The organism is Cohnella luojiensis (assembly GCF_004564235.1).
GTDB lineage: Bacteria > Bacillota > Bacilli > Paenibacillales > Paenibacillaceae > Cohnella > Cohnella luojiensis.
The window spans coordinates 61,105-85,254 of sequence record NZ_SOMN01000011.1; the positions used below are offsets into that span (position 1 = coordinate 61,105).

Genomic DNA, 24,150 nt, shown 5'->3' on the forward strand with positions numbered 1-24,150 from the left:
TTTATGGAGACATGGAAAGTTTCTTTAAGCTAAAAGAACTGGGAACGAACGTACGCACAGAGATCATGGCCGGTTTGACAACGTTTATGACGATGGCGTACATTTTGGCGGTTAACCCGGGCATTCTGGGAACCGCGGGACTTGATCCTTATGGCGTATTTCTCGCAACGGCTTTGGCGGCAGGTATTTTTACGATCGCGATGGGCTTGTTCGTTAACTTCCCCGTCGCATTGGCGCCGGGAATGGGGCTTAACGCTTTCTTCGCTACGACGGTAATCGCTTCTAAAGCGACCGACAATCCGATCTCGCCTTCCATGGGATTGGCTGCGGTATTTATCTCCGGGGTTATTTTCCTCATTCTAACGCTCACGCAAATTCGGCAAATTCTTATCGTAGCGATCCCCGATGCGCTTAAGCATGCGATCACGGTAGGAATCGGGCTTTTCATTACGATTATCGGATTGAAAAACAGCGGACTTCTGACGGTAGCGCTAGACGCGCAAGTAACCGAAGTGGCTAAAGGCCAATTTACGGATTTGCTGGGCTTTGAAACGGTATTCCATATGGGGAATCTTGAAGAACCAAGCGTATACATGACGATCCTCGGCTTGGCTATCATCTCGGTACTTATGGTACTTAAGGTTCGCGGCGCTATTCTGTACGGAATCTTGCTCGTAACGCTGCTTGGTCTCATCCCGGGCATTGACCTTGTGAGCTTAAAAGCCCTTGAGGGCCAAGATTGGGTTCCGCAGATGGACAAGCTGAACTTCTGGGATTTCGATTTCGCGGATTTGTTGACGACGGGACTGCTTACGGCGGTAGCGACGTTCACTTTCGTTGAATTGTTCGATACTTTCGGCACTTTGGTAGGTACGGCAAACCGTGCCGGATTCTTCAAAGATAAAGAAAAGGGCAAGAAAATCGTAGGTAAAGCGATGTTCGTTGACGCGGTTGCGGTCAGCGGCGGCGCCATGCTGGGTACGAGTACGGTAACGGCATACGTGGAAAGCTCCGCGGGTATCGCCGAAGGCGGACGAAGCGGTTTGACCGCCGTATCGACGGGAGTATTTTTCCTCCTCGCGTTATTCTTGGCTCCGGTTGCTTTGCTGGTTCCTTCGGCAGCTACAAGCGCGGCGTTGATCATCGTCGGCGTATTGATGCTCCAATCGGTCAAAGAAATCGACTTCTCCGACTATGTCGTCGGCATTCCGGCTTTCTTGACGATCGCCCTTATGCCTTTCACTTACAATATCGCGAACGGTATTTCCTTCGGTATCGTTTCCTACGTATTGCTTGCATTCGTGGCGAACCTTGCCGGAGACAAGAAACATCGGATTCACTGGCTGATGTGGGTGTTGTTCTTCATCGTTATCGCCCGCTACGCATTCGTCGGTTCGCAGGGCTAATTCCTTCGCGCGTATGAGCTGAAAAGCTCATGGCATAAATCAACCCCGCTTCACTTCCGGGTATCGGAGGTGGGGCGGGGTTTTCCATTTTCGTTCCTCTTCGCCATCGCAAAGCAGAATGACAACCAAAATTGTGTCAAAATCCGAACATTAATATTTCATGACTACCAAAGCGTTCGTCTTTGTTTGACAATCCAACCGGGTCTAGGGTAAACTTAGAAGCGTCATAAAAGCATTTGCTAGCCTTACGAGGCAAGGCTTAATGCGCGTATAAGTCGGGAATCGGCCCGAACGTCTCTACCCGGAAACCCTAATTTCCGGACTACGCGGAAATCGTCAAGACACCTATATGGAAGCGCGGACCATCCCAGGTTCGGGCTTCCTCTTGTCGCCGTTGCGCGGTAGGTATCCGTAGTAGAGATTTGAAGGCCGAATGGGGAATACTAACTGTATTCCCAGCGGCCTTTTTTTATTGCGGGAAGCAAAGATTGCAACTGGGGAAGGGTGGAACCATGTCATCACTTGTCGGCGTCATCATGGGAAGCACGTCGGATTGGGAAACGATGAAGAAAGCGTGCGACGTGTTGGAGGAGCTAAACATTCCGTACGAGAAAAAAGTCGTTTCCGCGCATCGGACGCCGGATCTGATGTTTGAATATGCTGAATCCGCCGCTTCGCGCGGCTTGAAAGTGATCATCGCGGGAGCAGGGGGCGCAGCCCACCTTCCGGGTATGGTCGCAGCCAAAACCGTTCTGCCCGTAATCGGAGTGCCTGTTCAGTCCAAAGCTCTGAACGGGCTTGATTCGTTACTGTCGATCGTACAGATGCCAGGTGGTATCCCCGTTGCTACGGTCGCCATCGGAACGGCCGGAGCCACGAACGCGGGATTGCTTGCGGCGCAAATGATCGGTTCGTTCGATCCTGAAGTACAAGCTCGCGTCTCGGCGCGTCGTGACAGAATTACGCAAGACGTTCTGGATAATGCGGAGTTGCCATCATGATGGGCGACATTAAATTAGTAAGTCTATTCAACGGCGAAGGCGCGTTGTGCGATGATTTCGGTTGCGAGGTCGCAGAGCGCGAGGACGCGGCGGCAAGCCCTCGAACGATTTTGCCGGGAGCGACCGTCGGCTTACTGGGCGGGGGACAATTGGGTCGCATGCTGGCCCATGCCGGAAACCGGCTTGGGTATCGATTCGTTACGCTGGATCCGACTCCGGATTCGCCTTGCGGCCAGACGGCAGCGCAGATCGTGGCCGCTTACGACGATGCCGACGCCGCCAGAGAGTTGGCTAGAAGATCGGACGTCATTACGTATGAATTCGAGAACGTAGACGCCGGGGTTGCCGCGATGTTGGAGAAGGAGTCTTATGTTCCGCAAGGGAGCTCGCTGCTCCATACGACCCAGCATCGTCTTCGCGAGAAGCGGGCGATCGAGGCGGCCGGCGTACAGGTTGCTCCCTACGCGGAGATCGTCAGCCTGGAAAACCTACGCGAGGCTGCGGCTTCCCTTGGATTGCCGGCCGTGCTTAAGACCGCAACCGGCGGTTATGATGGTAAGGGACAATGGGTGCTTCGCGCGGATGATGAGCTAGAACCTGCATGGAACGAGGCTAGTCGAAGCGGAACGCAGCTCGTGCTTGAGAAATTCATTGTTTTCGACAAGGAAATATCCGTGATTGCGGCGCGAAGCCCCTCGGGGGAAGTAAAAACCTTCCCGCCTGCGGAAAATATCCACGTTCATAATATATTGCACTTATCTATCGTGCCTGCCCGCATCGGGGCGGAGGTCATGAAGGAAGCCGAGAAGCTGGCCGTTTCAATAGCCGAGACGCTCGGCGTCGTCGGACTGATCGCTGTCGAGCTGTTCTTGACCGCAGACGGTCAATTGTTCGTTAACGAACTTGCTCCAAGGCCTCACAATTCCGGCCACTATACAATGGAAGCTTGCCGGACCTCGCAGTTCGAGCAGCATATCCGGGCAATCTGCAATCTTCCTCTTGGCGATCCGGCGCTTCTTACGCCGGTAGTAATGGCGAATATACTCGGAGAGCATATGGAGCCGTTGCTTGCTTGGATGGCGTCGCGCGATGAGGCGGCGGAACGATTGGGCGTCGAGCCTAAGGTTCACCTGTACGGTAAAGCGGAAGCGAAACATAAACGCAAAATGGGTCACCTGAACGTGCTAGCCCCGAACGTGGAAGCGGCGCTGGAATGGATCTCCCAATCGAATATATGGAGGGTTTAAACCACGATGTTAGAACGCTATAGCCGCCCCGAAATGCGGGCCATCTGGACGGAAGAGAATAAATTCAAAGCATGGCTCGAGGTTGAATTGTGCGCTTGCGAGGCATGGGCGGAACTTGGCCATATTCCTCACGAGGATACGGTAGAGCTGCGCAAGAACGCGAAGTTCGACATCGACCGAATCAACGAGATCGAGTTGGAGACGCGCCATGACGTCATCGCCTTCACCCGCGCGGTATCCGAGAGCTTGGGGGCGGAGCGAAAATGGGTCCACTACGGACTGACTTCCACAGACGTAGTGGACACGGCTATGGGCTATCTGTTGCTGCAAGCGAATCGGATTCTTCGGCAAGACATCGAGAATTTCATCGGAATTCTGCGCGAGCAAGCGATCAAATATAAAGATACCCCGATGATGGGCCGTACGCATGGCGTACACGCGGAGCCGACGACGTTCGGGTTGAAGCTGGCTCTGTGGCATGAGGAAATGAAGCGGAATCTGGAGCGGTTCGAGCGTGCGGCGGACGGCGTTCAATTCGGGAAAATGTCGGGTGCGGTAGGCACTTACGCGAACATCGACCCGGCGGTGGAGGAGTTCGTATGCCGCAAGCTGGGCATTACGCCTGCTCCGATCTCGACGCAGACGCTGCAGCGCGACCGTCATGCGGAATACATGGCGACGCTCGCTTTGATCGCGACTTCCATCGACAAGTTCGCGACGGAAATCCGCGGCTTGCAGAAGAGCGAGTTCCGCGAAGTGGAAGAACCGTTCGGCAAAGGCCAGAAAGGCTCGTCGGCAATGCCGCACAAGCGCAACCCGATCGGCTGCGAGAACATGAGCGGCTTGTCCCGAGTCATTCGCGGACATATGCTGACTGCTTACGAGAACGTTCCATTGTGGCATGAGCGCGATATCTCGCACTCCTCCGCCGAAAGAATTATTTTACCGGATGCGACTATGCTCCTGAACTATATGCTCAACCGTTTCGGCAACATCGTAAAAAACCTGACGGTGTTCCCGGAGAACATGAAACGCAACATGTCCCGTACGTACAATGTGCCTTTCTCCGGCCGGGTGATGACGAAGCTGATCGACAAGGGCTTCAGCCGCGAGCAAGCTTACGATACCGTTCAACCCCGCGCGATGCAGGCGTGGGAAGAACAGCGCGACTTCCGCGATATCGTAGAGTCGACGCCGGATTTCACGGACGTGCTGTCTAAGGAAGAAATCGCGGATTGCTTCGATCCGACTTGGCATCTGAAGCACGTTGGCACGATATTCGATCGGCTTGGATTGAAGTAGTGATAGAACGTAGCACCGAGCACCAAACGAGCATTTAAGTCCAATAAGTGGTCTTACAAAGCCGCATCCAGCATCAAACGAGCGTTTAAGTTCAGAAAGTGGTCTTACAGAGTCGCACTGAGCATCAAACGAGCATTTAGGTCCAGATAGTGGTCTTACAGAGTCGCACCGAGCATCAAACGAGGGTTTAAGTTCAGAAAGTGGTCTTACAGAGTCGCACCGAGCACCAAACGAGCATTTAAGTTCAGAAAGTGGTCTTATATCGTCGCGCCGAGCACCAAATGAGCATTTAAGTCCAGTAAGTGGCCTAACAGCAGAAAATGAATTTCGTGACAAGGAGGCAGACATGACTACCCAAGCTTTAGCTACGGCCGAAGGGCTCGTTAACGCCCCCTTGATTCATAAGGGCAAAGTCCGGGAGCTTTACGATCTCGGCGAACATTTACTGATCGTGGTGACGGATCGCATCTCCGCTTTCGATTATGTGTTGGACCCGCCGGTACCTGGAAAAGGCAGCGTGTTGAATGGCTTAAGCGCTTATTGGTTCGAGCAAACGGCTGCGATTCAGCCTAATCATGTCGTGCACACCGAAGTGGCGTTACTAGGTGATATCGTGACCGATCCGGACAAGCTGGCCGGGCGCATCATGGTTAGCCGGAAGGCGAAGAGGATCGATATTGAGTGCGTCGTGCGAGGCTACATTACGGGCGGCGGTTGGCGGCAGTATCAAGGGAATGGCGAGGTTAACGGCATTTCGTTGCCGGAGGGCTTGCATAAGAACTCCAAGCTGGAGCAGCCGATCTTTACGCCCGCGGGCAAAAATGACGTCGGTCACGACGAGGACATTCCTTTCGAGGAGATGGCGCGCCGAGTCGGCAAGGAGCTGGCTGAGGGATTGCGAGCTCGCAGCCTGAAGCTGTACGAGTTCGGCAGGGACTACTGCGCGAAACGCGGGATCATCCTTGCGGATTGCAAGTTCGAGTTTGGTTTGATCGATGGCGAAATCATTCTTATCGATGAATTGTTTACTCCGGACTCCTCGCGTTTCTGGGCGGAGGAGAATTATAAGCTAGACGTCGAGATCGATAGCATGGATAAAGAACCGGTGCGAGCGTATTTGGCCGGATCGGCTTGGGACAAGAACAGCCCCCCGCCGGCGTTGCCGGCCACGGTTGTCGAGGCGACAACGTCGAGGTACCGAGAAATCGCTCGCAGGCTGATGGAACAAAAGTGAGGGTGCCTGCCGGAGTAACCCAATAACGCACCTACAGTACGCTATTCCGCCGAACGAACGCCAAACGGAGCAAATAACGCACCTACAGTACGCTATTCCGCCGAACGAACGCCAAACGGAGCAAATAACGTACCTACGGTACGTTATTCCGCCGAACGAACGCCAAACGGAGCAAATAACGCACCTACAGTACGCTATTCCGCCGAACGAACGCCAAACGGAGCAAATAACGCACCTACAGTACGCTATTCCGCCGAACGAAAGCCAAACGGAGCAAATAACGCACCTACGGTACGCTATTCCGCCGAACGAACACCAAACGGAGCAAATAACGTACCTACAGTACGCTATTCCGCCGAACGAACGCCAAACGGAGCAAATAACGCACCTACAGTACGCTATTCCGCCGAACGAACACCAAACGGAGCAAATAACGCACCTACAGTACGCTATTCCGCTGAACGAACACCCATCAAACGAAATAGCGGTACCAGGAACCGCTATTCGCAGAATTCCGTCCTGGATGAGCATTCCCGCCACCAATAGCGGAGGGAAAGATCAATAACAACCCAAGTCACACCATTCATCGCATGAAATAAGAGCTTCTAGGGTCGCTATTTTCGCACAGGAAGTTTTTCAACCCAGTCCATACCCCATACTCAGGAGGAACTCCCCATGAAAGCAAAGGTTTACGTGACGATTAAGCAGAACGTGCTCGACCCGCAAGGGAACGCGGTGCAAGGCGCGCTTCATACGCTTGGGTTTGGCGAAGTCGGCAAAGTGAGAATCGGCAAATACCTCGAGTTGGAACTGGATACGAACGATCGCGCGCAAGCGGAAGAAAAACTCAAAGTGATGTGCGAGAAGCTTCTGGCGAACACGGTCGTCGAAGATTATCGTTTCGAATTGGAGGGCTGAGGCGCTCATGAAATTCGCTGTCCTAGTATTTCCGGGCTCCAACTGCGATATCGACTGCTACAAAGCGGTAGAGGATACGGTTGGGCAATCCGTAGACTACGTTTTCCATACGGCAACCGACTTATCCGCGTATGATGCGATACTTGTTCCGGGAGGTTTCTCCTATGGGGACTATCTGCGTTGCGGCGCCATCGCGCAATTCGCTCCGGTCATGACGGAAGTTCGCAAAGCGGCCGAAGCCGGCAAGTTCATCCTAGGAATCTGCAACGGATTCCAAATCCTGACCGAAGCGGGACTGCTCCCGGGCGCGCTTATCCGCAACAACTCGCTGAAATTCCGTTGCCACCAAGTCGACCTCGTCGTCGAGAATGCGACTACGGCATTCACGAACGCTTATAAACAGGGCCAAGTCATCGATATCCCGATCGCTCATGGCGAGGGCAGCTACTTCGTGGACGATGAAACTTTAGCAAGCCTGAAGGCGAACAATCAAATCGTTTTCCGCTATGCGGGCGATAATCCGAACGGCTCCGTAGAAAACATTGCCGGCGTATGCAACGAAGCGGGCAACGTGGTCGGAATGATGCCGCATCCCGAACGGGCGGTTAAAGACATCCTTGGATCCGATGACGGCGTGAAAATGTTCAAGTCCGTATTAAATGCATTTGTAACGCAGGCAAAGTCCGGCGCCGTTAACGGCGCTGGGGCCCGCTAAGGAGGGAACGAAATGGCGCAGCAAGTATCCGTTAAGGAACCGACTGTCGAGCAAATCGCGGAACAGAAAATATATAAGCAATTCGGAGTGTCGGACAAAGAGTACGACCTCATCTGCGGCTTCATGGGCCGCAAACCGAACTACACGGAAATCGGCGTATTCAGCGTCATGTGGTCCGAGCATTGCGCGTACAAAAACTCGAAGCCGCTCTTGAGGCGTTTCCCGGTCACGGGACCTCGCGTCCTGATGGGACCGGGCGAAGGCGCGGGAATCGTCGACATCGGAGACAACCAAGCCGTGGTGTTCAAAATCGAATCCCACAACCATCCGTCGGCGATCGAGCCTTACCAAGGCGCTGCGACGGGCGTCGGCGGAATTATTCGCGATATTTTCTCCATGGGAGCTCGTCCGGTGGCGTTGCTGAATTCCTTGCGTTTCGGACGCCTCGAGAACGAACGCGTTCGTTACCTGTTCGAGCACGTGGTCAGCGGGATCGCGGGTTACGGAAACTGCATCGGGATTCCGACGGTTGCCGGAGAAGTCATGTTCGACGAGGCATACGAAGGCAATCCGCTCGTTAACGCAATGTGCGTAGGACTGATCGATCACGATAAAATCCAACGCGGAGTCGCCAAAGGTATCGGCAATCCGGTGTTCTACGTTGGTCCGGCCACGGGCCGCGACGGTATCCACGGCGCAACGTTTGCATCCGAGGATTTGACCGCGGAATCCGAAGCGAAGCGCTCGGCCGTTCAAGTCGGCGATCCGTTCATGGAGAAGCTGGTTATGGAAGCTACGCTCGAGCTTATCGATTCCGGCATCGTGCTCGGAATTCAAGATATGGGCGCGGCGGGATTGACTTGTTCGAGCGCGGAGATGGCAAGCAAAGCCGGCAACGGCATGGAGCTGTACCTCGACGAGGTTCCGCAGCGCGAAGAAGGCATGACGGCTTACGAGATGATGCTGTCCGAATCGCAAGAGCGCATGCTGTTCGTGTGCGAGCCTCAGCACGAGGCGCAAGCGAAAGGGATTTTCGAGCGTTGGGGCCTCCACTGCGCGAAAGTGGGCAAGGTTTCGGACGATGGCCGCCTGAAATTGTTCCACAAGGGCGAGCTCGTCGGCGATATGCCGGTACACGCGCTGGTCGACGATTGCCCGATCTACGACAAACCGTCGCAAATTCCGGAATACTACTTGAAAAACGGATCCATCGATACGAACCGCTACGATCAAGTTCTCGACCTGAACGCCGCGCTGCAAAAAGTGCTGGCTTCTCCGTCGCTTGCGAGCAAAGAGTGGGTATATAACCAATACGATTACATGGTCCGCACGGAAACCGCCGTTCGTCCGGGTTCGGACGCGGCAGTCGTGACGATTCGGGGCACGCGCAAAGGCTTGGCGATGACGACGGACTGCAATGGACGTTACGTGTATCTTGATCCTGAGGTTGGCGGACGTATCGCGGTCGCGGAAGCGGGACGCAACATCGTTTGCTCCGGCGCGGAACCTCTTGCGATCACGGACAACCTGAACTTCGGAAGCCCGGAGAAGCCGGAAATTTTCTGGCAGATGGAGAAAGCGGTAGACGGCATGGCTGAAGCTTGCCGCGTATTCGAAACTCCGGTAATCGGCGGTAACGTGTCGCTTTACAACGAGAACGCTCGCGGCGCGATCTACCCGACGCCGGTCGTCGGCATGGTCGGACTCGTCCACGATACGGATCACATCACGACGCAAGAGTTCAAAGCCGAAGGCGACGTCATCTTCTTGCTTGGCGAGACGAAAGCGGAAATCGGCGGCAGCGAATTCCAATACGCGGTTCATGGCGTAACGGAAGGCCGTCCTCCCGAGCTTGACCTTGCGACGGAGAAAAAATTGCATGAGACCGTGCTAAGCGCGATTCAGCAAGGTCTAGTCGCTTCGGCGCATGACTTGTCCGAAGGCGGACTCGCAGCGGCTTTAGCGGAAGCAGGCTTTGGCCGCGGTCTTGGCGCCAACGTTGCGTTCGAGACGAATCTGCGCCCGGATATCGCGTTGTTCAGCGAATCGCAATCGCGCATCTTGCTCTCGGCTAAGCCGGAGCTAGCGGATAAGCTGGCAGTAGCTATTACGCTTGCGGGAGTTCCGCTCCAGCGTCTCGGTACGGTTGCCGGCGATCGCTTGAAAATCGATATCGGCGGCCACGACGCGATCGACGCATCGGTTGCCGAGCTTCGCAAGGTTTGGAAGGAAGCTATTTCAAACCAAATGAACGGTAAGAAAGCATGACATCCAGTGTTGCGAACGGAGGGACAGCAGTGGCGAAGCTCTGGACCGGGGATTATTACAACGAGGGCAACGGCGGCAAAGACTCGATTTTCGATAAATTGAAAGAGGAATGCGGCGTATTCGGGGTGTTCGGACATTCCGATGCCGCAAACCTTTCCTATTACGGTTTGCACGCGTTGCAGCATCGCGGCGAAGAAAGCTGCGGAATATGTACTTCCGATGACGGCACGTTCCACTACCATCGTGGAATGGGGCTCGTCAAGGAAGTGTTCGACCGCGACCGCTTGGAGTCCTTGACTGGCAACCAGGCGATCGGCCACGTGCGTTATTCCACGGCGGGGGCAAGCAAATTGGCGAACGCGCAGCCGCTGGTGTTCAAGTATCGCGGCGGGGATCTCGCCGTGTGTACGAACGGGAACTTGGTCAACGAGCCGGGTATCCGCAAGGAGCTGGAGGACTCGGGATCGATCTTCCAGACGACGAGCGACACAGAAGTGATCGCGCATCTCATCGCGCGTTCGCCTAAGGATCTCGTCGAAGCGGTTAAAGAAGCGTTCGCCCGGTTGATCGGCGGATTCGCTTTCCTCATTCAGACGCAAGGCCGCTTGATCGCGGCGTGCGATCCGCACGGTCTTCGTCCTCTCGTCATGGGACGGCTCGGCGACGCTTATATTTTCGCATCGGAATCGTGCGCTTTGGAAACGATCGGCGCCGTCTACGAACGCGACGTTCAGCCGGGGGAATTGCTCATTCTGGACAAGGACGGATTGCGCGAGGATCGGTTCGCTCCGATGGAACGCCGTGCGGTATGCGCGATGGAGTATATCTACTTCGCGAGGCCGGACAGCGATATCTATGGCGTTAACCTGCATACTTCCCGGAAGCGGATGGGCCAGACATTGGCGCAGGAATCGTTCGTCGACGCGGACATCGTAACCGGCGTGCCGGATTCGAGTATTTCGGCTGCGATCGGCTACGCGGAGCAGACGGGCATTCCTTACGAGCTAGGCTTGATCAAGAACAAATATACCGGACGGACTTTCATTCAACCTTCTCAAGAATTGCGCGAAAAAGGCGTGAAAATGAAGCTGTCCGCCGTCCGCAAGGTCGTCGAGGGCAAACGCGTCGTCATGATCGACGATTCGATCGTCCGCGGAACTACCTCCTTGCGCATCGTCAACATGCTTCGGGAGGCGGGAGCCCTAGAGGTGCACGTACGCATAACTTCGCCGCCATTCATGAATCCTTGTTATTATGGCATCGATACGCCGAACCCGGCCGACCTGATCGCTTCGAGCAAGACTGTGGAAGAGATTCGGCAGGCGATCAACGCCGACTCTCTCTATTTCTTAAGCGATAAAGGCTTGATCGATTCCGTCGGCGGCCACGACAATGAATACAATCGGGGCCTGTGCCTGGCGTGCTTCAACAACGATTACCCGACTCCGGTAGAGTTCGAAGACGCCAAGCTGACTTCCTGCGGGTGCGATTGATTGCATTCGACAGTTTATAAAAGTACATCTCACTTGATCAAATTTGTAATACCTGCGTGAAACAGCAGGTGTATGCCCTTTATGTCAATAAAACTCAGGAATCGGGCCCAGAGCGGCGGAGGGACAACCATCGGGTGGAGAGTTTACGTCCTGCCTTTGTATTCGCGTGATTACCTTCTAATCCAATCCGAATCACGCGAATACAACCAGCAGGCGGAACCCGATGGTTCGTCACGGAGCCGCGTATGCGGGCGATATCCCCCCAAGGAGTGAAAGATTTGTCCGAAGCGTACAAACAAGCCGGAGTCGATATCGCGGCCGGTAACGAAGCGGTCGAACGGATGAAGAAACACGTAAAGAAAACGTTTCGTCCGGAAGTGTTAACGGGGCTCGGCGGTTTCGGCGGGCTATTCAGCCTGAACAAAGACAAATACGAAGAGCCCGTGCTCGTTAGCGGAACCGACGGCGTAGGCACGAAGCTGAAGCTGGCATTCGCGATGGACAAGCATGACACGATCGGAATCGATGCGGTTGCCATGTGCGTGAACGACGTCATCGTTACAGGCGCGGAGCCGCTTTTCTTCCTGGACTACCTAGCCTGCGACAAGATTATTCCCGAGAAAATCGAGGCGATCGTCAAAGGCATTGCCGACGGCTGCCAACAAGCCGGTTGTGCGCTCATCGGAGGCGAAACCGCGGAAATGCCGGGCATGTATTCCGAAGGCGAGTATGATATCGCAGGGTTTACGGTGGGAATCGTGGATCGCAAGAAAGCGATCGACGGTTCGACGATTCAGCCGGGCGACGCCGTCATCGGACTTGCATCCAGCGGCATTCACTCCAACGGCTTCTCTCTCGTTCGCAGACTTCTTCTGGAACAGAAAGGTTATTTCCTTACGGATAAGCCCTCCGAGCTGGAAGGGAAAACGCTGGGCGACGTCCTGATCGAGCCTACCCGCATCTACGTAAAACAAATCCTCAAGCTGTTGGATAGCGTTACGATTAAAGGAATGGCGCACATTACCGGGGGCGGGTTCATCGAGAACATTCCGCGCGTGTTGCCGGAAGGCGTTAACGTGGACATCAACCGCGGCGCTTGGCCGGTTCTTCCGATCTTCGGATTGATGCAGCAAGCCGGCGGCATCTCCGATCGCGATATGTACACGACGTTCAACATGGGCGTCGGGATGGCGCTTGTCGTTTCCGCGGATCAAGCGGAGCAAGCGTTGGCCTTGGCGAAAGAGCAAGGCGAGCAAGCTTATCGTATCGGCACGGTTACGGCGGGCTCCAAAATCGTCACTTTCGAAGGCGTTGAACTGCCATGATCTCAAGCAATGGGGCAGGCGAGGCGGCAACTGCGCCAACGGAGCCTTCCGCCCCGATTAAGATAGCCGTATTCGCTTCCGGCAATGGAAGCAATTTTCAAGCGTTGGCCGAATCCGTGCGGGATGGCAAGATTAACGCAACGCTGGAACTCGTCGTGTGCGATAAGCCTTCCGCATACGTGTTGGAACGCGCCCGGAGCTTTCAGGTGGAGACGTACGTTTTCTCGCCGAAGGAATATCCTTCGAGGGAAGCCTACGAGGCGGAGATCGTGGCCAAGCTGCAAGCCGCGGGCATCGACCTCATCGTCATGGCCGGGTATATGCGGCTCGTAACCAACGTTCTGGTAGAACCTTACTATGGTCGAATGATCAATGTTCATCCGGCTCTTTTACCGGCTTTTACCGGAATTAAAGGCGTTGAACAAGCGCTTGAATACGGCGCGAAAATAACCGGGGCCACCGTCCATTTCGTGGACGGAGGCATGGACACCGGTCCGATTATCGCGCAGAAAGCCGTGGAAATACAAGATCGGGACACATTGGAAACGCTAAGTGCCCGAATTCAACAGGCCGAATACGACCTATTGCCTACGGTTGTCGGTTGGTTTGCCGATGGGCGAGTCGCCCTGAACGGACGGAAAGTAACGATAAACAATTGAACGGAGGGTCATTGTGGCGATCAGAAGAGCGCTGGTCAGCGTTTCGGACAAAACGGGAATCGTTGAGTTATGCCGAGAGCTCGCGCAGCAAGGCGTACAAGTGATATCGACAGGCGGAACGAAAAGCTTGCTGGAAAAAGAAAACGTGCCCGTAATCGGAATTTCGGAGGTTACGGGATTTCCGGAGATTCTAGACGGACGCGTGAAGACGCTTCATCCGGCGGTACACAGCGGATTGCTCGCGATCCGCGACGATGCCGAGCATATCAAGCAAATGGAAGAATTGAATCTGGACTACATCGACCTTGTCATCGTTAACCTATATCCGTTCAAGGAAACGATCTCCAAGCCTGACGTCTCCTACGAGGACGCGATCGAGAACATCGATATCGGCGGTCCTACGATGCTCCGTTCGGCTGCGAAAAACCACGCATTCGTAACCGTAGTCGTGGATGCTGGCGACTATTCCCAAGTGCTGGAAGAAATTCGCGGCGGCGGCGATACGACGCTTGAAACCCGCAAACGACTGGCGGCCAAGGTGTTCCGTCATACGTCTGCTTACGACGCGCTGATCTCCGACTATTTTGCCGAACAATTGGACAATCCGCTGCCGGAAAGCCTAACGGTCACTTACGAGAAGGTACAAGAGCTTCGCTACGGCGAGAACCCTCACCAGAAGGCCGCTTTCTATCGCAAGCCGCTGAGCTCCGCTGGCAATATTACTTCCGCGGAACAGCTGCACGGCAAAGAGCTGAGCTACAACAATATTAACGACGCGAACGCCGCCCTTGCGATCGTCAAGGAATTCGACGAACCGGCCGTCGTGGCGGTTAAGCACATGAACCCTTGCGGCGTAGGTATCGGCGCGAGTATCGACGAAGCTTACGTGAAAGCTTACGAATCCGATCCTACTTCCATCTTCGGCGGCATCATCGCGGCTAACCGGACGATCGGAGCCGAAACCGCAACGCGTCTCAATGACCTCTTCTTGGAAATCGTTATCGCGCCGGAATTCACGCCGGAAGCATTGGAAATTCTGCAACGTAAGAAGAATATCCGTCTTATGCGGATCGGCAACCTTCCTTCGGCGGCAGAGCGCAGCTCCGAATGGCTGGTGACCAGCGTCGAAGGAGGAATGCTCGTCCAGCAGAGCGACGTGCACAGCCTGAGCGACAGGGATATCAAAGTCGTTACGAACCGCGCGCCGACGGAGGAAGAGCTGAAACAGCTGCTCTTCGCTTGGAAAGTCGTCAAGCACGTGAAATCGAATGCGATCCTGCTCGCGAGCGACAACATGACGGTTGGCGTTGGCGCAGGACAAATGAACCGCGTCGGTGCGGCCCGTATCGCAATCGAGCAAGCAGGCGACAAGGCGCGCGGAGCCGTGCTCGCATCGGATGCGTTCTTCCCGATGGGAGATACGGTCGAGCTCGCCGCGAAAGCGGGAGTCACCGCGATCGTCCAGCCTGGCGGCTCGATCAAGGACGAGGAGTCCATCGCGGCGGCCAATGCCCACAATATCGCCATGATCGTTACGGGCGTGCGCCACTTCAAACACTAATTTTAACGGGAATAGAGCAATAGCGGCAGAAATTGCCGCTATTTTCGCCATCTAGAGGATCACGGAATGAGTGCGGCAGCCCACATTTAACAACAGTCAGCCAAACGAGCTAAAAAACCAATTTAGTTCGACCAAAGCTAACTAGAGCCCGACCAAACAAGCTCAAAAACCAATTTAGTTCGACCAAAGCTAACTACAGCACACCATACGAGCTCGAAGACCAATTTAGTTCGACCAAAGCTAACTACAGCACACCAAACGAGCTCAAAGACCAATTTAGTTCGAAGCTAACTACAGCACACCCAAACGAGCTCAAAGACCAATTTAGTTCGACTAAAGCTAACTACAGCACACCCAATCGAGCTCAAAGACCAATTTAGTTCGACCAAAGCTAACTACAGCACACAAACGAGCTCAAAGACCATTTTAGTTCGACCAAAGCGAACTACAGCACACTAAACGAGCTCAAAGACCAATTTAGTTCGAAGCTAACTACAGCACACCCAAACGAGCTCAAAGACCAATTTAGTTCGACTAAAGCTAACTACAGCACACCCAATCGAGCTCAAAGACCAATTTAGTTCGACCAAAGCTAACTACAACTCGCCAAACGAGCTCAAAGACCAATTTAGTTCGACCAAAGCTAACTACAGCACACCAAACGAGCTCAAAGGCCAATTTAGTTCGACCAAAAAAGGAGAAGCAGCTATGAAGGTACTAGTCATCGGACGGGGCGGACGCGAGCACGCCATCATCTGGGCGCTTAAGAAGAGCGCGAAGATCGCACGAATTTACTGCGCTCCGGGAAATGCCGGAACGGCTCAATTGGCGGAGAACGTGGATATCGGCGAGCTGGAGTTCCCGCGTCTCGTCAAATTCGCGCAGGATACGGCGATCGACCTTGTCGTCGTCGGACCTGACGATCCGCTTGCCGCAGGTATAGTGGACGAGTTCGAGGCGGCTTCGATACCGGTTTACGGTCCTCGCAAGAACGCCGCCGAGATCGAAGGCAGCAAGATCTTCATGAAAGACCTGCTTCGCAAATACGATATCCCGACTGCCAAGTACGAAACGTTCACGGATTACGAAGCAGCCTCCGCTTATCTAAAGCAGCAGCCTCTTCCGATCGTTATCAAAGCGGACGGACTTGCTGCCGGCAAGGGCGTCGCGGTCTGCTTCACCCGCGAGGAAGCGGATAAGGCGCTGGAAGAAACGATGGTAGACAAGTCTTTCGGAGCAGCCGGGGATAAAGTCGTCATCGAGGAGTTTCTCGAGGGACAGGAGATGTCCATACTGGCGTTCGTCGACGGGGAAACGGTACGGGCGATGTCGCCTGCGCAGGATCATAAACAGGTGTTCGACAACGATAAAGGACCGAATACGGGCGGTATGGGGACGTACTCGCCGTTGCCGCATATCGCGCAATCCATCATCGACGAGTCGATCGAGAACATCATCAAGCCAACCGCGCGCGCCATGGTGTCGGAAGGACGCCCTTTCCGCGGAGTGTTATTCGCAGGGCTTATGATCACGAAGGACGGCCCTAAGACGATCGAGTTCAACGCGCGCTTCGGAGATCCGGAAACCCAAGTGGTGTTGCCGCGTCTGGAGACGGATTTACTCGATATTTTCCTCGCGTCGATCAACGGAACTTTGAAGGACATCGACATCAAGTGGAGCAATGAAGCAGCGGTGTGCGTAGTGTTGGCATCGGGCGGTTATCCCGGCTCTTATCCGAAGGGTTACCCGATCGAAGGGCTGGATAAAGTAAGCACGCCAGGCGCGCTAATCTTCCATGCGGGAACCTCGTTAAAGGAAGGCCAAGTCGTCACGAACGGCGGCCGGGTGCTCGGTATCGTCGGACGGGGTGCCGGAATCGCAGAAGCTCGGGTTAACGCGTACAATGCGGCTGCCAACATCACTTTCCAAGGCAAACAAAACCGTACGGATATTGCCGCAAAAGCGCTTCTCTAGCTTAGAACGCCATAAATAAAAAGCCACCGGGAATCCTTGAAAAACAAGGGGGATCGGTGGCTTATTCTTTGTAGAAAAGCGATTTGTGGTGAGCGATTATATACCATACCGCATAAGCGGTTCCAACGATCACTAACGAAATGACTGCGTGGTCGGATACCCATTGAACGAAATTTTTCATGATTTCATCTCCTTATGTATGCTTAAGTTTCGGGGATGTCATTATAAGGTAGGTTACCCATTGACAGCAGCTATATACGATGGTAAAGTTTAATTCATAGTAAATTCATCGGAATTAAATGGAATGAGGGATTGCTTATGGAAAGACCGTTCTCGATTCGCCATGAGGATCTGACCTTGACGGCTACGATACATTATCCAACGAAAGACGGCGTTTGCACCGATAAGAAAATGCCTCTCGTCATCATCTGCCATGGATTTATCGGAAATCGAATCGGAGTCGATCGTCTGTTCGTGCTTGCAAGCAGGGAATTGGCGCGTAGAGGCTTTTTCGTGATTCGCTTCGATTATGCGGGCTGCGGAGAAAGCGACGGCATATATGGGGAGCATGGTCTGGACTCCATGATTACCCAGACGCGTTCCGTATTGGACTATGGGCTAAGCCTGGATTGCGTTGACCCTCTGCGGGTGACTTTACTGGGGCACAGTTTAGGGGGCGCGGTTGCGTTGCTTACGGGCACGAAGGATCGTCGGGTCAAGGCGCTAGCCCTATGGTCGCCGGTCGCATACCCGTTCAGCGATATCTTGAAGATCGTTGGACGCCGAACCTATGACGAAGCGGTCGAGAAGGGCTATTCGGATTATCTTGGCTACAAGCTCAAACCTGAATTTTTCGATTCGTTGCAGCAGCACCAACCGTTTCAGGAGGCTCCGAAATTCCAAGGCGATGTGTTTATCGCTCACGGAACGTCGGATGAAATCATTCCCGCGGACTATAGCTTTCTTCTGGAGAAAACGTTCTGGTTGAGAGGCGAGGGGCGCTGCGACAAGAACATCCTTTTCCAGGCGGATCATACTTACTCCAAAGGCGTCCACAAAGTTGAGCTATTCCAATCCACGCTAGAATGGTTGGCAAGCCACGAGAAGCGTCAGCAGGATTGGCAGCATTGGAGTATCTAGCAAGCTATGAGATGCAAGTAGTTTAATTGCATAATTACACTTATTTCTCGCACTTTCCTTTACGACAATGGAGGGGGCGCTGGCTTAAAAAAAGGGACTATCCCAATAGGATAGTCCCTTTTGCGTTACGAGTTGCACTCGAGATTGATAATAATACCTTGCTGACTTACGCCTGAGACGCGGAGCGGCTGAGCCAATCCTTGAAATGGGTAGTCATAATGCGCGGGTTGTCGCCCGACGGGACGAGAGATTGATCGTTCACATCTACGCTGGCGAAGTATTGCGCTTTCTCATCTGTGACAACCTGACATCCTTAGTTGCACTCAAGAATAGACGAACGAATTCGTCAAGGACTATCATGTCTGGACCAGCCACCTCGACAATGCCATTCGCGGGAGCTGCAAGCGTGAAGCCAGCAAGCGCAGCGGCAACGTCATCCGAAACGATGGGTTGCACATGGGCAGATGGCAAACGAACATTTTTCCCTTCGGTGGCTACATAGGCGATGCTGCCTGCGAATTCGAAGAATTGCGTCGCACGAACAATGGTATTGGGAATCTTAGAATTCGTGATGAGGTCTTGTTTTACCGATATCCTAGCACAGAAATCACTGTTAAATTTTTCACCCCTGGATACGATTTTGGATACACCTGGAAACCTATGCGCAGAGATCTTTTATTCAGCCTCAATATGGTTTCAAACAGATTGCCGAATTAAACGAAAAGTGCAGAACAGTCATACTTCCAACGCTGTCCATCTCGAAACGAGAATGGAAGGAAGATAAAAAGGAGAAAACCATGTTTAAAATAATCGGTGCATACGCTATGCATGAACATCTAATGAAAGCGTGGTTTTCCGAAGACGATCTCAAAGGATTGAGATGGTTTAATAAGAAAACGAAGCGTGCTCTCGTTAAAATTCCCGATAATAAAAAACCGACAGGAACGTTAGTTTTAATTAAACCTCATCATAGGATACAGATGTTAATCGAACCAGATGAAGCACGCTTTAACATATACATAGAGGCTCGTGCGGTTGTTGAAGAAATGACCGAAAATGTTTCCATAAAGGCGATGGAAGAACAAGCCGAAAGAGTGGTCCGGGCTGAAATCCTATCGACGTATCGAAAGTGACTTTCCACGCAGACGGACCTGTTGAATTTGTTTGGAGAAATTTATAGAAACCATCCAAAAGTATGGCATCGCTTAAACGACAGAGACCAATTGGTATTAAAATAGGACACCATAAAGGAGATTGATTTCAAAGTGAAGCTTATGCAAACCGGAAAATATAAAGGCAGAGTGCTTCCTGAGTAGTAGATACAAGCGAACGCATCGATCAATCTTCTTATTAGACCAAAAAGAACCTTTGCAGGGTTCTTTTTGGCGAATTGTCTTTCAAATATTCGGCTCGCAAGCACGCGGCAAGTAGCGCGAACTATACTTTGCTTTTGCAATTGGTTAGCTCAAACCAGCTTTAGTTAATCCAAACGCTACGTCAGCCGAACCCGGTACGTATTTGAAAGCTATGTTAAGACGGTTCCAAGCATTGATAGCCATAACGGAGAAGGTAAGATCGGAAATTTCCTTTTCAGACAACTGTCCGCGAACGCGGTCATAAACTTCATCAGGTACACCATGTGCAGGCAGAGTAGTCAAGATCTCAGTCCATGCCAGCGCAGCTCTTTCGCGCGGACTGAACAGAGTGGATTCCCGCCAAATCGAGATGTGATAGAGGCGACTTTCGCTCTCGCCATGGATCTTCGCTTGTTTAATGTGCATGTCCGTGCAGAAGCCGCAACCATTGATTTGTGAAGCTCTGATGTGAACGAGATAAAGGATCTTTCCTTCAATTGTGCTCTTTTGCTCGGCTCCGCTGAGCTCCATCATCTTTTTGAAAAATTCTGGAGATTGCTCCATGTAATTTAAGCGTTGCGTCATAATTTTTGTACCTCTCTTTACTGTATTTTGTGAACTAATTTTGCCTTCGGACATATAACGAAGCTGCGATTCATTCTGTGACATTGTAGCCGATGTTCCAGTAAACTTAATTGATATTGGAAGCTTTACGGCGTTGTCGTATACTGCCAATCATCCATAAAATCAAGGGTATGGCAATGTACACGAAAGGGTAAAAAAAGCCGATCTGAAACAAGCTCGTATACGTAAATCCAATTCGAAGATTGTGCGTGCTATAGATCACGTTTGCTAACAAGATGAAAGTCGTTAGACAAGCAATAAGCTTCCAATTCTTGAAGCCGGTCCACTCGGATAACCCGTAGCTAAGGATGAACAAGTATACCGATAATTTAATAAAGCCGCCAAGCAGCCAAAGAGGGATAAAAAGTGCATCGATATTTTGAATGAAATTCAGAATGGATACAATCTTCGTGAGAGTGTATACGGGAACTACCAATTCAGCGGCCATGCCTGGTCCGGTTACGAACAGAACAACCAGAGTGGCTAAAACGCCCCATATCATAGCAACCGCCGTTCCCCATAGGATCGCTCGCGAGGCGGTTCGCTTGTTCTCGGCGAAAAAGAACAGCATGAGAATGACTGAAGGATCTACCATATAGTTGAACGAATAAAGAGTGCCCTTCAGAATGGGAATCCAGCCCGTGTCCGCATAGATGGGCAATATTCTTTTCATATCCATGTCCTGAGGATTCAGGAATAGCTGCCCGTATAAGATGAAGACGAAAAAGGGACCAATGATCTCAGCGCATCGGCTGATAGCCGTAATCCCCCCTCTATAAACCGAATAGGCAACGAGAAACAAGAAACACAGTAAGATGACGATCATCGGCGTGTTATGGAGCATAACTAAATTTTGAAATTCTACCGTACCCCTTGCGATCGAGGATATCTGCAAGAACCAAAGCAGGAAATAAACGGTTACGATTATTTTGCCGAGCACGGTACCTAAGAGGTTTTTCATGAAGCCGACTAACGTTTTGTCCTTATTCTGCATGCATACCCGGAGCATGATCCAGGTGATGGCCATCATGATCATGCACCCAAGCAGAATGGATATCCAAGCGTCCTGGCGCGATTCCTTCGCCGCTAACTGGATGGGAAGGTAGGAAAACACGATCATGGAGGAGATGCTAATCAGCCAGAACAGTTGATAACTGCTTACTTTCATACTCCATTGCCACTCCTTTCCCTTAATCATTTTAACGGTGCGCCGGTCGCTCCGGTTGACCTTAGTAGAATATCCGCCTTGACGGTAACTTCGATATTCTTGAATTTTTCATCCCAATCGTCTTTTTGCGACTTCCACCAGTAAGGATATTTGCGATGAAGGTGTTCGCCGATGCCGAATACGTCAGGTCCCCACTGCTGGACTTTATCCATCGTCAGCTGCAATTCCTTTTGGATTTGCTCGTTAACGTACTTCTGGATCTCAATCTTGTTATCTACATCGGTCGTGTCCAGCGGGGTCGTGTTGTCAAGAAGATAAGCTTGCGCCTTAACGGTTAATACAATTCGTTTGGAATCATTGCGGCTATAGGAGTTAATTCGGCGTTGAAGATGGGTAAGTCTAAACGATAAGATGCCTTTGCCGTTCTTCCATGGAATCGTTACCCCTTTAAAAGTTCCTTTCCCCGACATCCAAATGGCTCCCGAGCCTTCGTCTTCGTTCAGTAATCCTTTGACCTTAAGCTTCTTGTTCAAGACGGCGATACCGGATAATACGGCAATTGGATTCGTGTTTTTACGGCTCGTCTTGAAATTTTTGACTTGGAGAACCGGCACCAGAGACCTAATTCCTTCAGAGAGATAGTCGACGATTAATTGCCTCGAAGTGAATTTCCTCAACCCGTTGATTTGCAGCTCTTTTCCGGCGGCAATGCTGGAGAGACGTTCCATGGGATGCTTAAGCATAAGGAATTCCTTAGCGCTCCCTCCTTTAATCAGGAGGACAATATCCCTTAGATTGTTCGCGGGATCTCTGCTCAGTTTATCGAATAACTTGCTTACGTCGTTCTTATTGAAATACTCTTCGCTTATCGCCATTGTGACACGATGGCTCGTCAACAATCTTCGGGACATTTTTATCTGGATTTTCTCACTGGCTTCGAAAACATCTTTACCTTTGGCCGACATAACGACGAAACTATCCGAATCGCCGGAGCTTCCTCCCTTGCTGCTCAGCTGAGAGGGAATTACGATCTGATAGCTGACTTCGATCGACCCGTCCTCGGCATGATCGATCGCCCCCCCTATTACGAAAGCCAATTGATTCGGTTCGACAAAATCCGCGCAGCTGGTGGAGGACAAAATTAAGATTAGAAAGACGCAAGATAAGAGGATGCCGCGGATCATCTTGGACGACTCCCTTTCTTATTCCGGCCATCCCTGATCCAGAAGGGATAGCGGATGATCATGTCTTTAATCCGCTTGCCGTCGAATGGGGCTATAGGGCTCAAGTACGGCGTTCCGAACGATTCAATCGTTACGAGATGGATCAACATGAAGATAATGCCGAACGCAAAGCCGACGAAGCCGAGCCAACCGGCTATGAATAAAAAGAGGTACCGGATTAAGCGAAAGGGAAGGGTGGCGCTATATCTTGGAATCGTGTAAGATGCGATACCCGTTAAGGAAATGACTATGATGATAGGCGTGGATACGATGCCGGCTTCGACGGCGGCTTGTCCGATGACCAGCGCTCCGATAATGCTCATGACCGGGCCTAGTTGATTGGGAAGATGAACGCCGGCTTCTTGCAATCCGTCGAATATGAACATCATAAGAAATACTTCGATGACGGTAGGAAATGGCGAGTTTTCCCTCGCGGTCGCGATACTGATCATGAGATAGCTTGGGATCATTTCCGGATGGAAAGTAGAAAGCGCGACGTAGATAGCGGGCAAGGCAAATGAAATGAAGGTCATGACGTATCGGATTAACCGATTCAAAATGACGAAAACGAACCTCTCGAAATAATCGTCCGCCGATTGAAGACCCGACCAGAAGGTAACGGGAAGAATGAGGGCAAAGGGGGTTCCGTTAGTGAGGAGAGCGACCTTTCGCTCTAATAAACATGCGGCCACGATATCCGGGCGTTCGGTATTCTGGATTTGCGAGAAGATGGAGAAGGAACTATTCTCTAGCCATTCCTCGATATAGGCGGAATCGATTACGCCGTTTAACTCGATCTTACCTAGCTTTTCTCTTACTTCCGACAATACTTTCTCGTCCGCCAGTCCTTGCATGTAAACAAGGACTACTTCGGTTTGCGTGTATTTGCCTATCGTATAAGATTCCATCTTCAGATCCGGGTGAATAATTCTTCGTCTAACCAACGACGTATTCGTACGGATATTCTCGACGAAGCCTTCCTTGGAGCCGCGCAAAGTCGATTCCTTTTGCGGCTCTATGATGCCTCTCGTCTCGAAGCCCTGAACTTGGGCGATGAGCGCGGATGCTTCGCCATCCACCAATATCCCCAAGCTGCCTTGCAGGATATGATTGACTAGATCCTCCAAGGATTCGTCCGTCTTTACATTCGTTAATGGAAGCCATTCGCGTCTGAACATTTCGGCGAGCGACTGTATCCGGTCTATTCCTTGCGGCAAACCGCTGAAAATCAGGGGCTTCAGAATGTTATCCTCTACGCTTTGCAATCGAGTCATTCCATCTAAATAAACGAGTAAAAGCAGGGTTTCATCCCTTAATATAAAGGACCGCAATATAACGTCCGAGGAATTATGGAATTGTTGTCTGAGATAGGCTTCATTCACTCCGATGCTCCTGCTAATGGAACTCATGGATGATCACCCCGGTCGCAAAATATCACTAGAATATTATGAACAAAGCGGGATGCGTTTATGCAGATTTTGGATATTAGTTAATGCATGCATATTAGAAATGAAGTTGGTAATGTTATGATCAGTAA

The 24,150-nt window shown here is 52.1% G+C and carries 19 protein-coding genes and 1 riboswitch; of the genes, 15 read left to right on the forward strand and 4 right to left on the reverse strand.

Annotated elements, in window-relative coordinates:
* Window positions 1–11 precede the first annotated feature (11 nt).
* From E2980_RS10600 to E2980_RS10675, 15 genes are all read left to right on the forward strand, one after another.
* On the forward strand, window positions 12–1,406 hold the full coding sequence (locus E2980_RS10600; protein ID WP_135152157.1) for an NCS2 family permease: 1,395 nt from the start codon (window positions 12–14) through the stop codon (window positions 1,404–1,406).
* A gap of 246 nt (window positions 1,407–1,652) precedes the next feature.
* Window positions 1,653–1,751, forward strand: a riboswitch (purine riboswitch).
* A 167-nt stretch (window positions 1,752–1,918) separates the two neighbouring features.
* Window positions 1,919–2,407 carry a 5-(carboxyamino)imidazole ribonucleotide mutase gene (purE, locus tag E2980_RS10605; protein ID WP_135152158.1) on the forward strand — a complete coding sequence of 163 codons (489 nt, stop codon included), beginning with the start codon at window positions 1,919–1,921 and terminating at the stop codon, window positions 2,405–2,407.
* Window positions 2,404–3,654 carry a 5-(carboxyamino)imidazole ribonucleotide synthase gene (purK, locus tag E2980_RS10610; protein ID WP_135152159.1) on the forward strand — a complete coding sequence of 417 codons (1,251 nt, stop codon included), beginning with the start codon at window positions 2,404–2,406 and terminating at the stop codon, window positions 3,652–3,654. Before purE ends, purK begins: the two co-directional genes overlap by 4 nt.
* 6 nt (window positions 3,655–3,660) lie before the next feature.
* Window positions 3,661–4,956, forward strand: coding sequence for an adenylosuccinate lyase (purB, locus tag E2980_RS10615; protein WP_135152160.1), 1,296 nt, complete (start codon window positions 3,661–3,663; stop codon window positions 4,954–4,956).
* Between the two features lie 346 nt (window positions 4,957–5,302).
* Window positions 5,303–6,190, forward strand: coding sequence for a phosphoribosylaminoimidazolesuccinocarboxamide synthase (locus E2980_RS10620; RefSeq protein ID WP_135152161.1), 888 nt, complete (start codon window positions 5,303–5,305; stop codon window positions 6,188–6,190).
* Window positions 6,191–6,865: 675 nt separating this feature from the next.
* The gene (purS, locus tag E2980_RS10625; protein WP_135152162.1) at window positions 6,866–7,108 is read left to right on the forward strand and encodes a phosphoribosylformylglycinamidine synthase subunit PurS; all 243 of its coding nucleotides are present in this window, start codon (window positions 6,866–6,868) and stop codon (window positions 7,106–7,108) included.
* 7 nt (window positions 7,109–7,115) lie between these two features.
* Complete coding sequence (gene purQ / locus E2980_RS10630; protein ID WP_135152163.1) at window positions 7,116–7,823, forward strand: phosphoribosylformylglycinamidine synthase subunit PurQ; 708 nt, start codon at window positions 7,116–7,118, stop codon at window positions 7,821–7,823.
* Between the two features lie 12 nt (window positions 7,824–7,835).
* Window positions 7,836–10,091, forward strand: coding sequence for a phosphoribosylformylglycinamidine synthase subunit PurL (purL, locus tag E2980_RS10635; RefSeq protein ID WP_135152164.1), 2,256 nt, complete (start codon window positions 7,836–7,838; stop codon window positions 10,089–10,091).
* On the forward strand, window positions 10,088–11,584 hold the full coding sequence (purF, locus tag E2980_RS10640; protein WP_135152165.1) for an amidophosphoribosyltransferase: 1,497 nt from the start codon (window positions 10,088–10,090) through the stop codon (window positions 11,582–11,584). The genes purL and purF overlap by 4 nt, the downstream gene beginning before the upstream one ends.
* Before the next feature lie 278 nt (window positions 11,585–11,862).
* Window positions 11,863–12,909 carry a phosphoribosylformylglycinamidine cyclo-ligase gene (gene purM / locus E2980_RS10645; protein WP_135152166.1) on the forward strand — a complete coding sequence of 349 codons (1,047 nt, stop codon included), beginning with the start codon at window positions 11,863–11,865 and terminating at the stop codon, window positions 12,907–12,909.
* Window positions 12,906–13,568, forward strand: coding sequence for a phosphoribosylglycinamide formyltransferase (purN, locus tag E2980_RS10650; RefSeq protein WP_135152167.1), 663 nt, complete (start codon window positions 12,906–12,908; stop codon window positions 13,566–13,568). The genes purM and purN overlap by 4 nt, the downstream gene beginning before the upstream one ends.
* Window positions 13,569–13,581: 13 nt before the next feature.
* Window positions 13,582–15,129 carry a bifunctional phosphoribosylaminoimidazolecarboxamide formyltransferase/IMP cyclohydrolase gene (gene purH, locus E2980_RS10655; protein WP_135152168.1) on the forward strand — a complete coding sequence of 516 codons (1,548 nt, stop codon included), beginning with the start codon at window positions 13,582–13,584 and terminating at the stop codon, window positions 15,127–15,129.
* 708 nt (window positions 15,130–15,837) lie between these two features.
* Window positions 15,838–17,103 carry a phosphoribosylamine--glycine ligase gene (gene purD, locus E2980_RS10660; RefSeq protein ID WP_135152169.1) on the forward strand — a complete coding sequence of 422 codons (1,266 nt, stop codon included), beginning with the start codon at window positions 15,838–15,840 and terminating at the stop codon, window positions 17,101–17,103.
* Between the two features lie 318 nt (window positions 17,104–17,421).
* On the forward strand, window positions 17,422–18,243 hold the full coding sequence (locus E2980_RS10665; RefSeq protein ID WP_135152170.1) for an alpha/beta hydrolase family protein: 822 nt from the start codon (window positions 17,422–17,424) through the stop codon (window positions 18,241–18,243).
* Between the two features lie 797 nt (window positions 18,244–19,040).
* Entirely contained in the window at window positions 19,041–19,376 is a 336-nt protein-coding gene (locus tag E2980_RS10675) for a Ger(x)C family spore germination C-terminal domain-containing protein (protein WP_135152172.1), read from the forward strand.
* Window positions 19,377–19,703: 327 nt separating this feature from the next.
* Here the strand turns inward: E2980_RS10675 and E2980_RS10680 are convergent, their stop codons facing one another.
* The 4 genes from E2980_RS10680 to E2980_RS10695 all read right to left on the reverse strand — a co-directional run bounded on the left by E2980_RS10680 (window position 19,704) and on the right by E2980_RS10695 (window position 24,022).
* Window positions 19,704–20,183 (reverse strand): carboxymuconolactone decarboxylase family protein, encoded by a 480-nt coding sequence (locus E2980_RS10680; RefSeq protein WP_135152216.1) that lies wholly within the window; start codon window positions 20,181–20,183, stop codon window positions 19,704–19,706.
* A gap of 106 nt (window positions 20,184–20,289) precedes the next feature.
* On the reverse strand, window positions 20,290–21,390 hold the full coding sequence (locus E2980_RS10685; protein WP_167747067.1) for a GerAB/ArcD/ProY family transporter: 1,101 nt from the start codon (window positions 21,388–21,390) through the stop codon (window positions 20,290–20,292).
* A gap of 26 nt (window positions 21,391–21,416) precedes the next feature.
* On the reverse strand, window positions 21,417–22,574 hold the full coding sequence (locus E2980_RS10690) for a Ger(x)C family spore germination protein (protein WP_135152174.1): 1,158 nt from the start codon (window positions 22,572–22,574) through the stop codon (window positions 21,417–21,419).
* Window positions 22,571–24,022, reverse strand: coding sequence for a spore germination protein (locus E2980_RS10695; RefSeq protein ID WP_135152175.1), 1,452 nt, complete (start codon window positions 24,020–24,022; stop codon window positions 22,571–22,573). The genes E2980_RS10690 and E2980_RS10695 overlap by 4 nt, the downstream gene beginning before the upstream one ends.
* Window positions 24,023–24,150 lie beyond the last annotated feature (128 nt).

Coding starts and splice junctions, on each gene's coding strand:
- purF (WP_135152165.1), top strand. CDS start 10,088: ATGACATCCAGTGTTGCGAACGGAGGGACAGCAGTGGCGAAGCTCTGG.
- purB (WP_135152160.1), top strand. CDS start 3,661: ATGTTAGAACGCTATAGCCGCCCCGAAATGCGGGCCATCTGGACGGAA.
- purK (WP_135152159.1), top strand. CDS start 2,404: ATGATGGGCGACATTAAATTAGTAAGTCTATTCAACGGCGAAGGCGCG.
- purL (WP_135152164.1), top strand. CDS start 7,836: ATGGCGCAGCAAGTATCCGTTAAGGAACCGACTGTCGAGCAAATCGCG.
- E2980_RS10690 (WP_135152174.1), bottom strand. CDS start 22,574: ATGATCCGCGGCATCCTCTTATCTTGCGTCTTTCTAATCTTAATTTTG.
- purQ (WP_135152163.1), top strand. CDS start 7,116: ATGAAATTCGCTGTCCTAGTATTTCCGGGCTCCAACTGCGATATCGAC.
- purD (WP_135152169.1), top strand. CDS start 15,838: ATGAAGGTACTAGTCATCGGACGGGGCGGACGCGAGCACGCCATCATC.
- E2980_RS10685 (WP_167747067.1), bottom strand. CDS start 21,390: ATGAAAGTAAGCAGTTATCAACTGTTCTGGCTGATTAGCATCTCCTCC.
- purN (WP_135152167.1), top strand. CDS start 12,906: ATGATCTCAAGCAATGGGGCAGGCGAGGCGGCAACTGCGCCAACGGAG.
- E2980_RS10680 (WP_135152216.1), bottom strand. CDS start 20,183: ATGACGCAACGCTTAAATTACATGGAGCAATCTCCAGAATTTTTCAAA.
- purE (WP_135152158.1), top strand. CDS start 1,919: ATGTCATCACTTGTCGGCGTCATCATGGGAAGCACGTCGGATTGGGAA.
- E2980_RS10600 (WP_135152157.1), top strand. CDS start 12: ATGGAAAGTTTCTTTAAGCTAAAAGAACTGGGAACGAACGTACGCACA.
- E2980_RS10665 (WP_135152170.1), top strand. CDS start 17,422: ATGGAAAGACCGTTCTCGATTCGCCATGAGGATCTGACCTTGACGGCT.
- E2980_RS10620 (WP_135152161.1), top strand. CDS start 5,303: ATGACTACCCAAGCTTTAGCTACGGCCGAAGGGCTCGTTAACGCCCCC.
- E2980_RS10695 (WP_135152175.1), bottom strand. CDS start 24,022: ATGAGTTCCATTAGCAGGAGCATCGGAGTGAATGAAGCCTATCTCAGA.
- E2980_RS10675 (WP_135152172.1), top strand. CDS start 19,041: ATGTTTAAAATAATCGGTGCATACGCTATGCATGAACATCTAATGAAA.
- purS (WP_135152162.1), top strand. CDS start 6,866: ATGAAAGCAAAGGTTTACGTGACGATTAAGCAGAACGTGCTCGACCCG.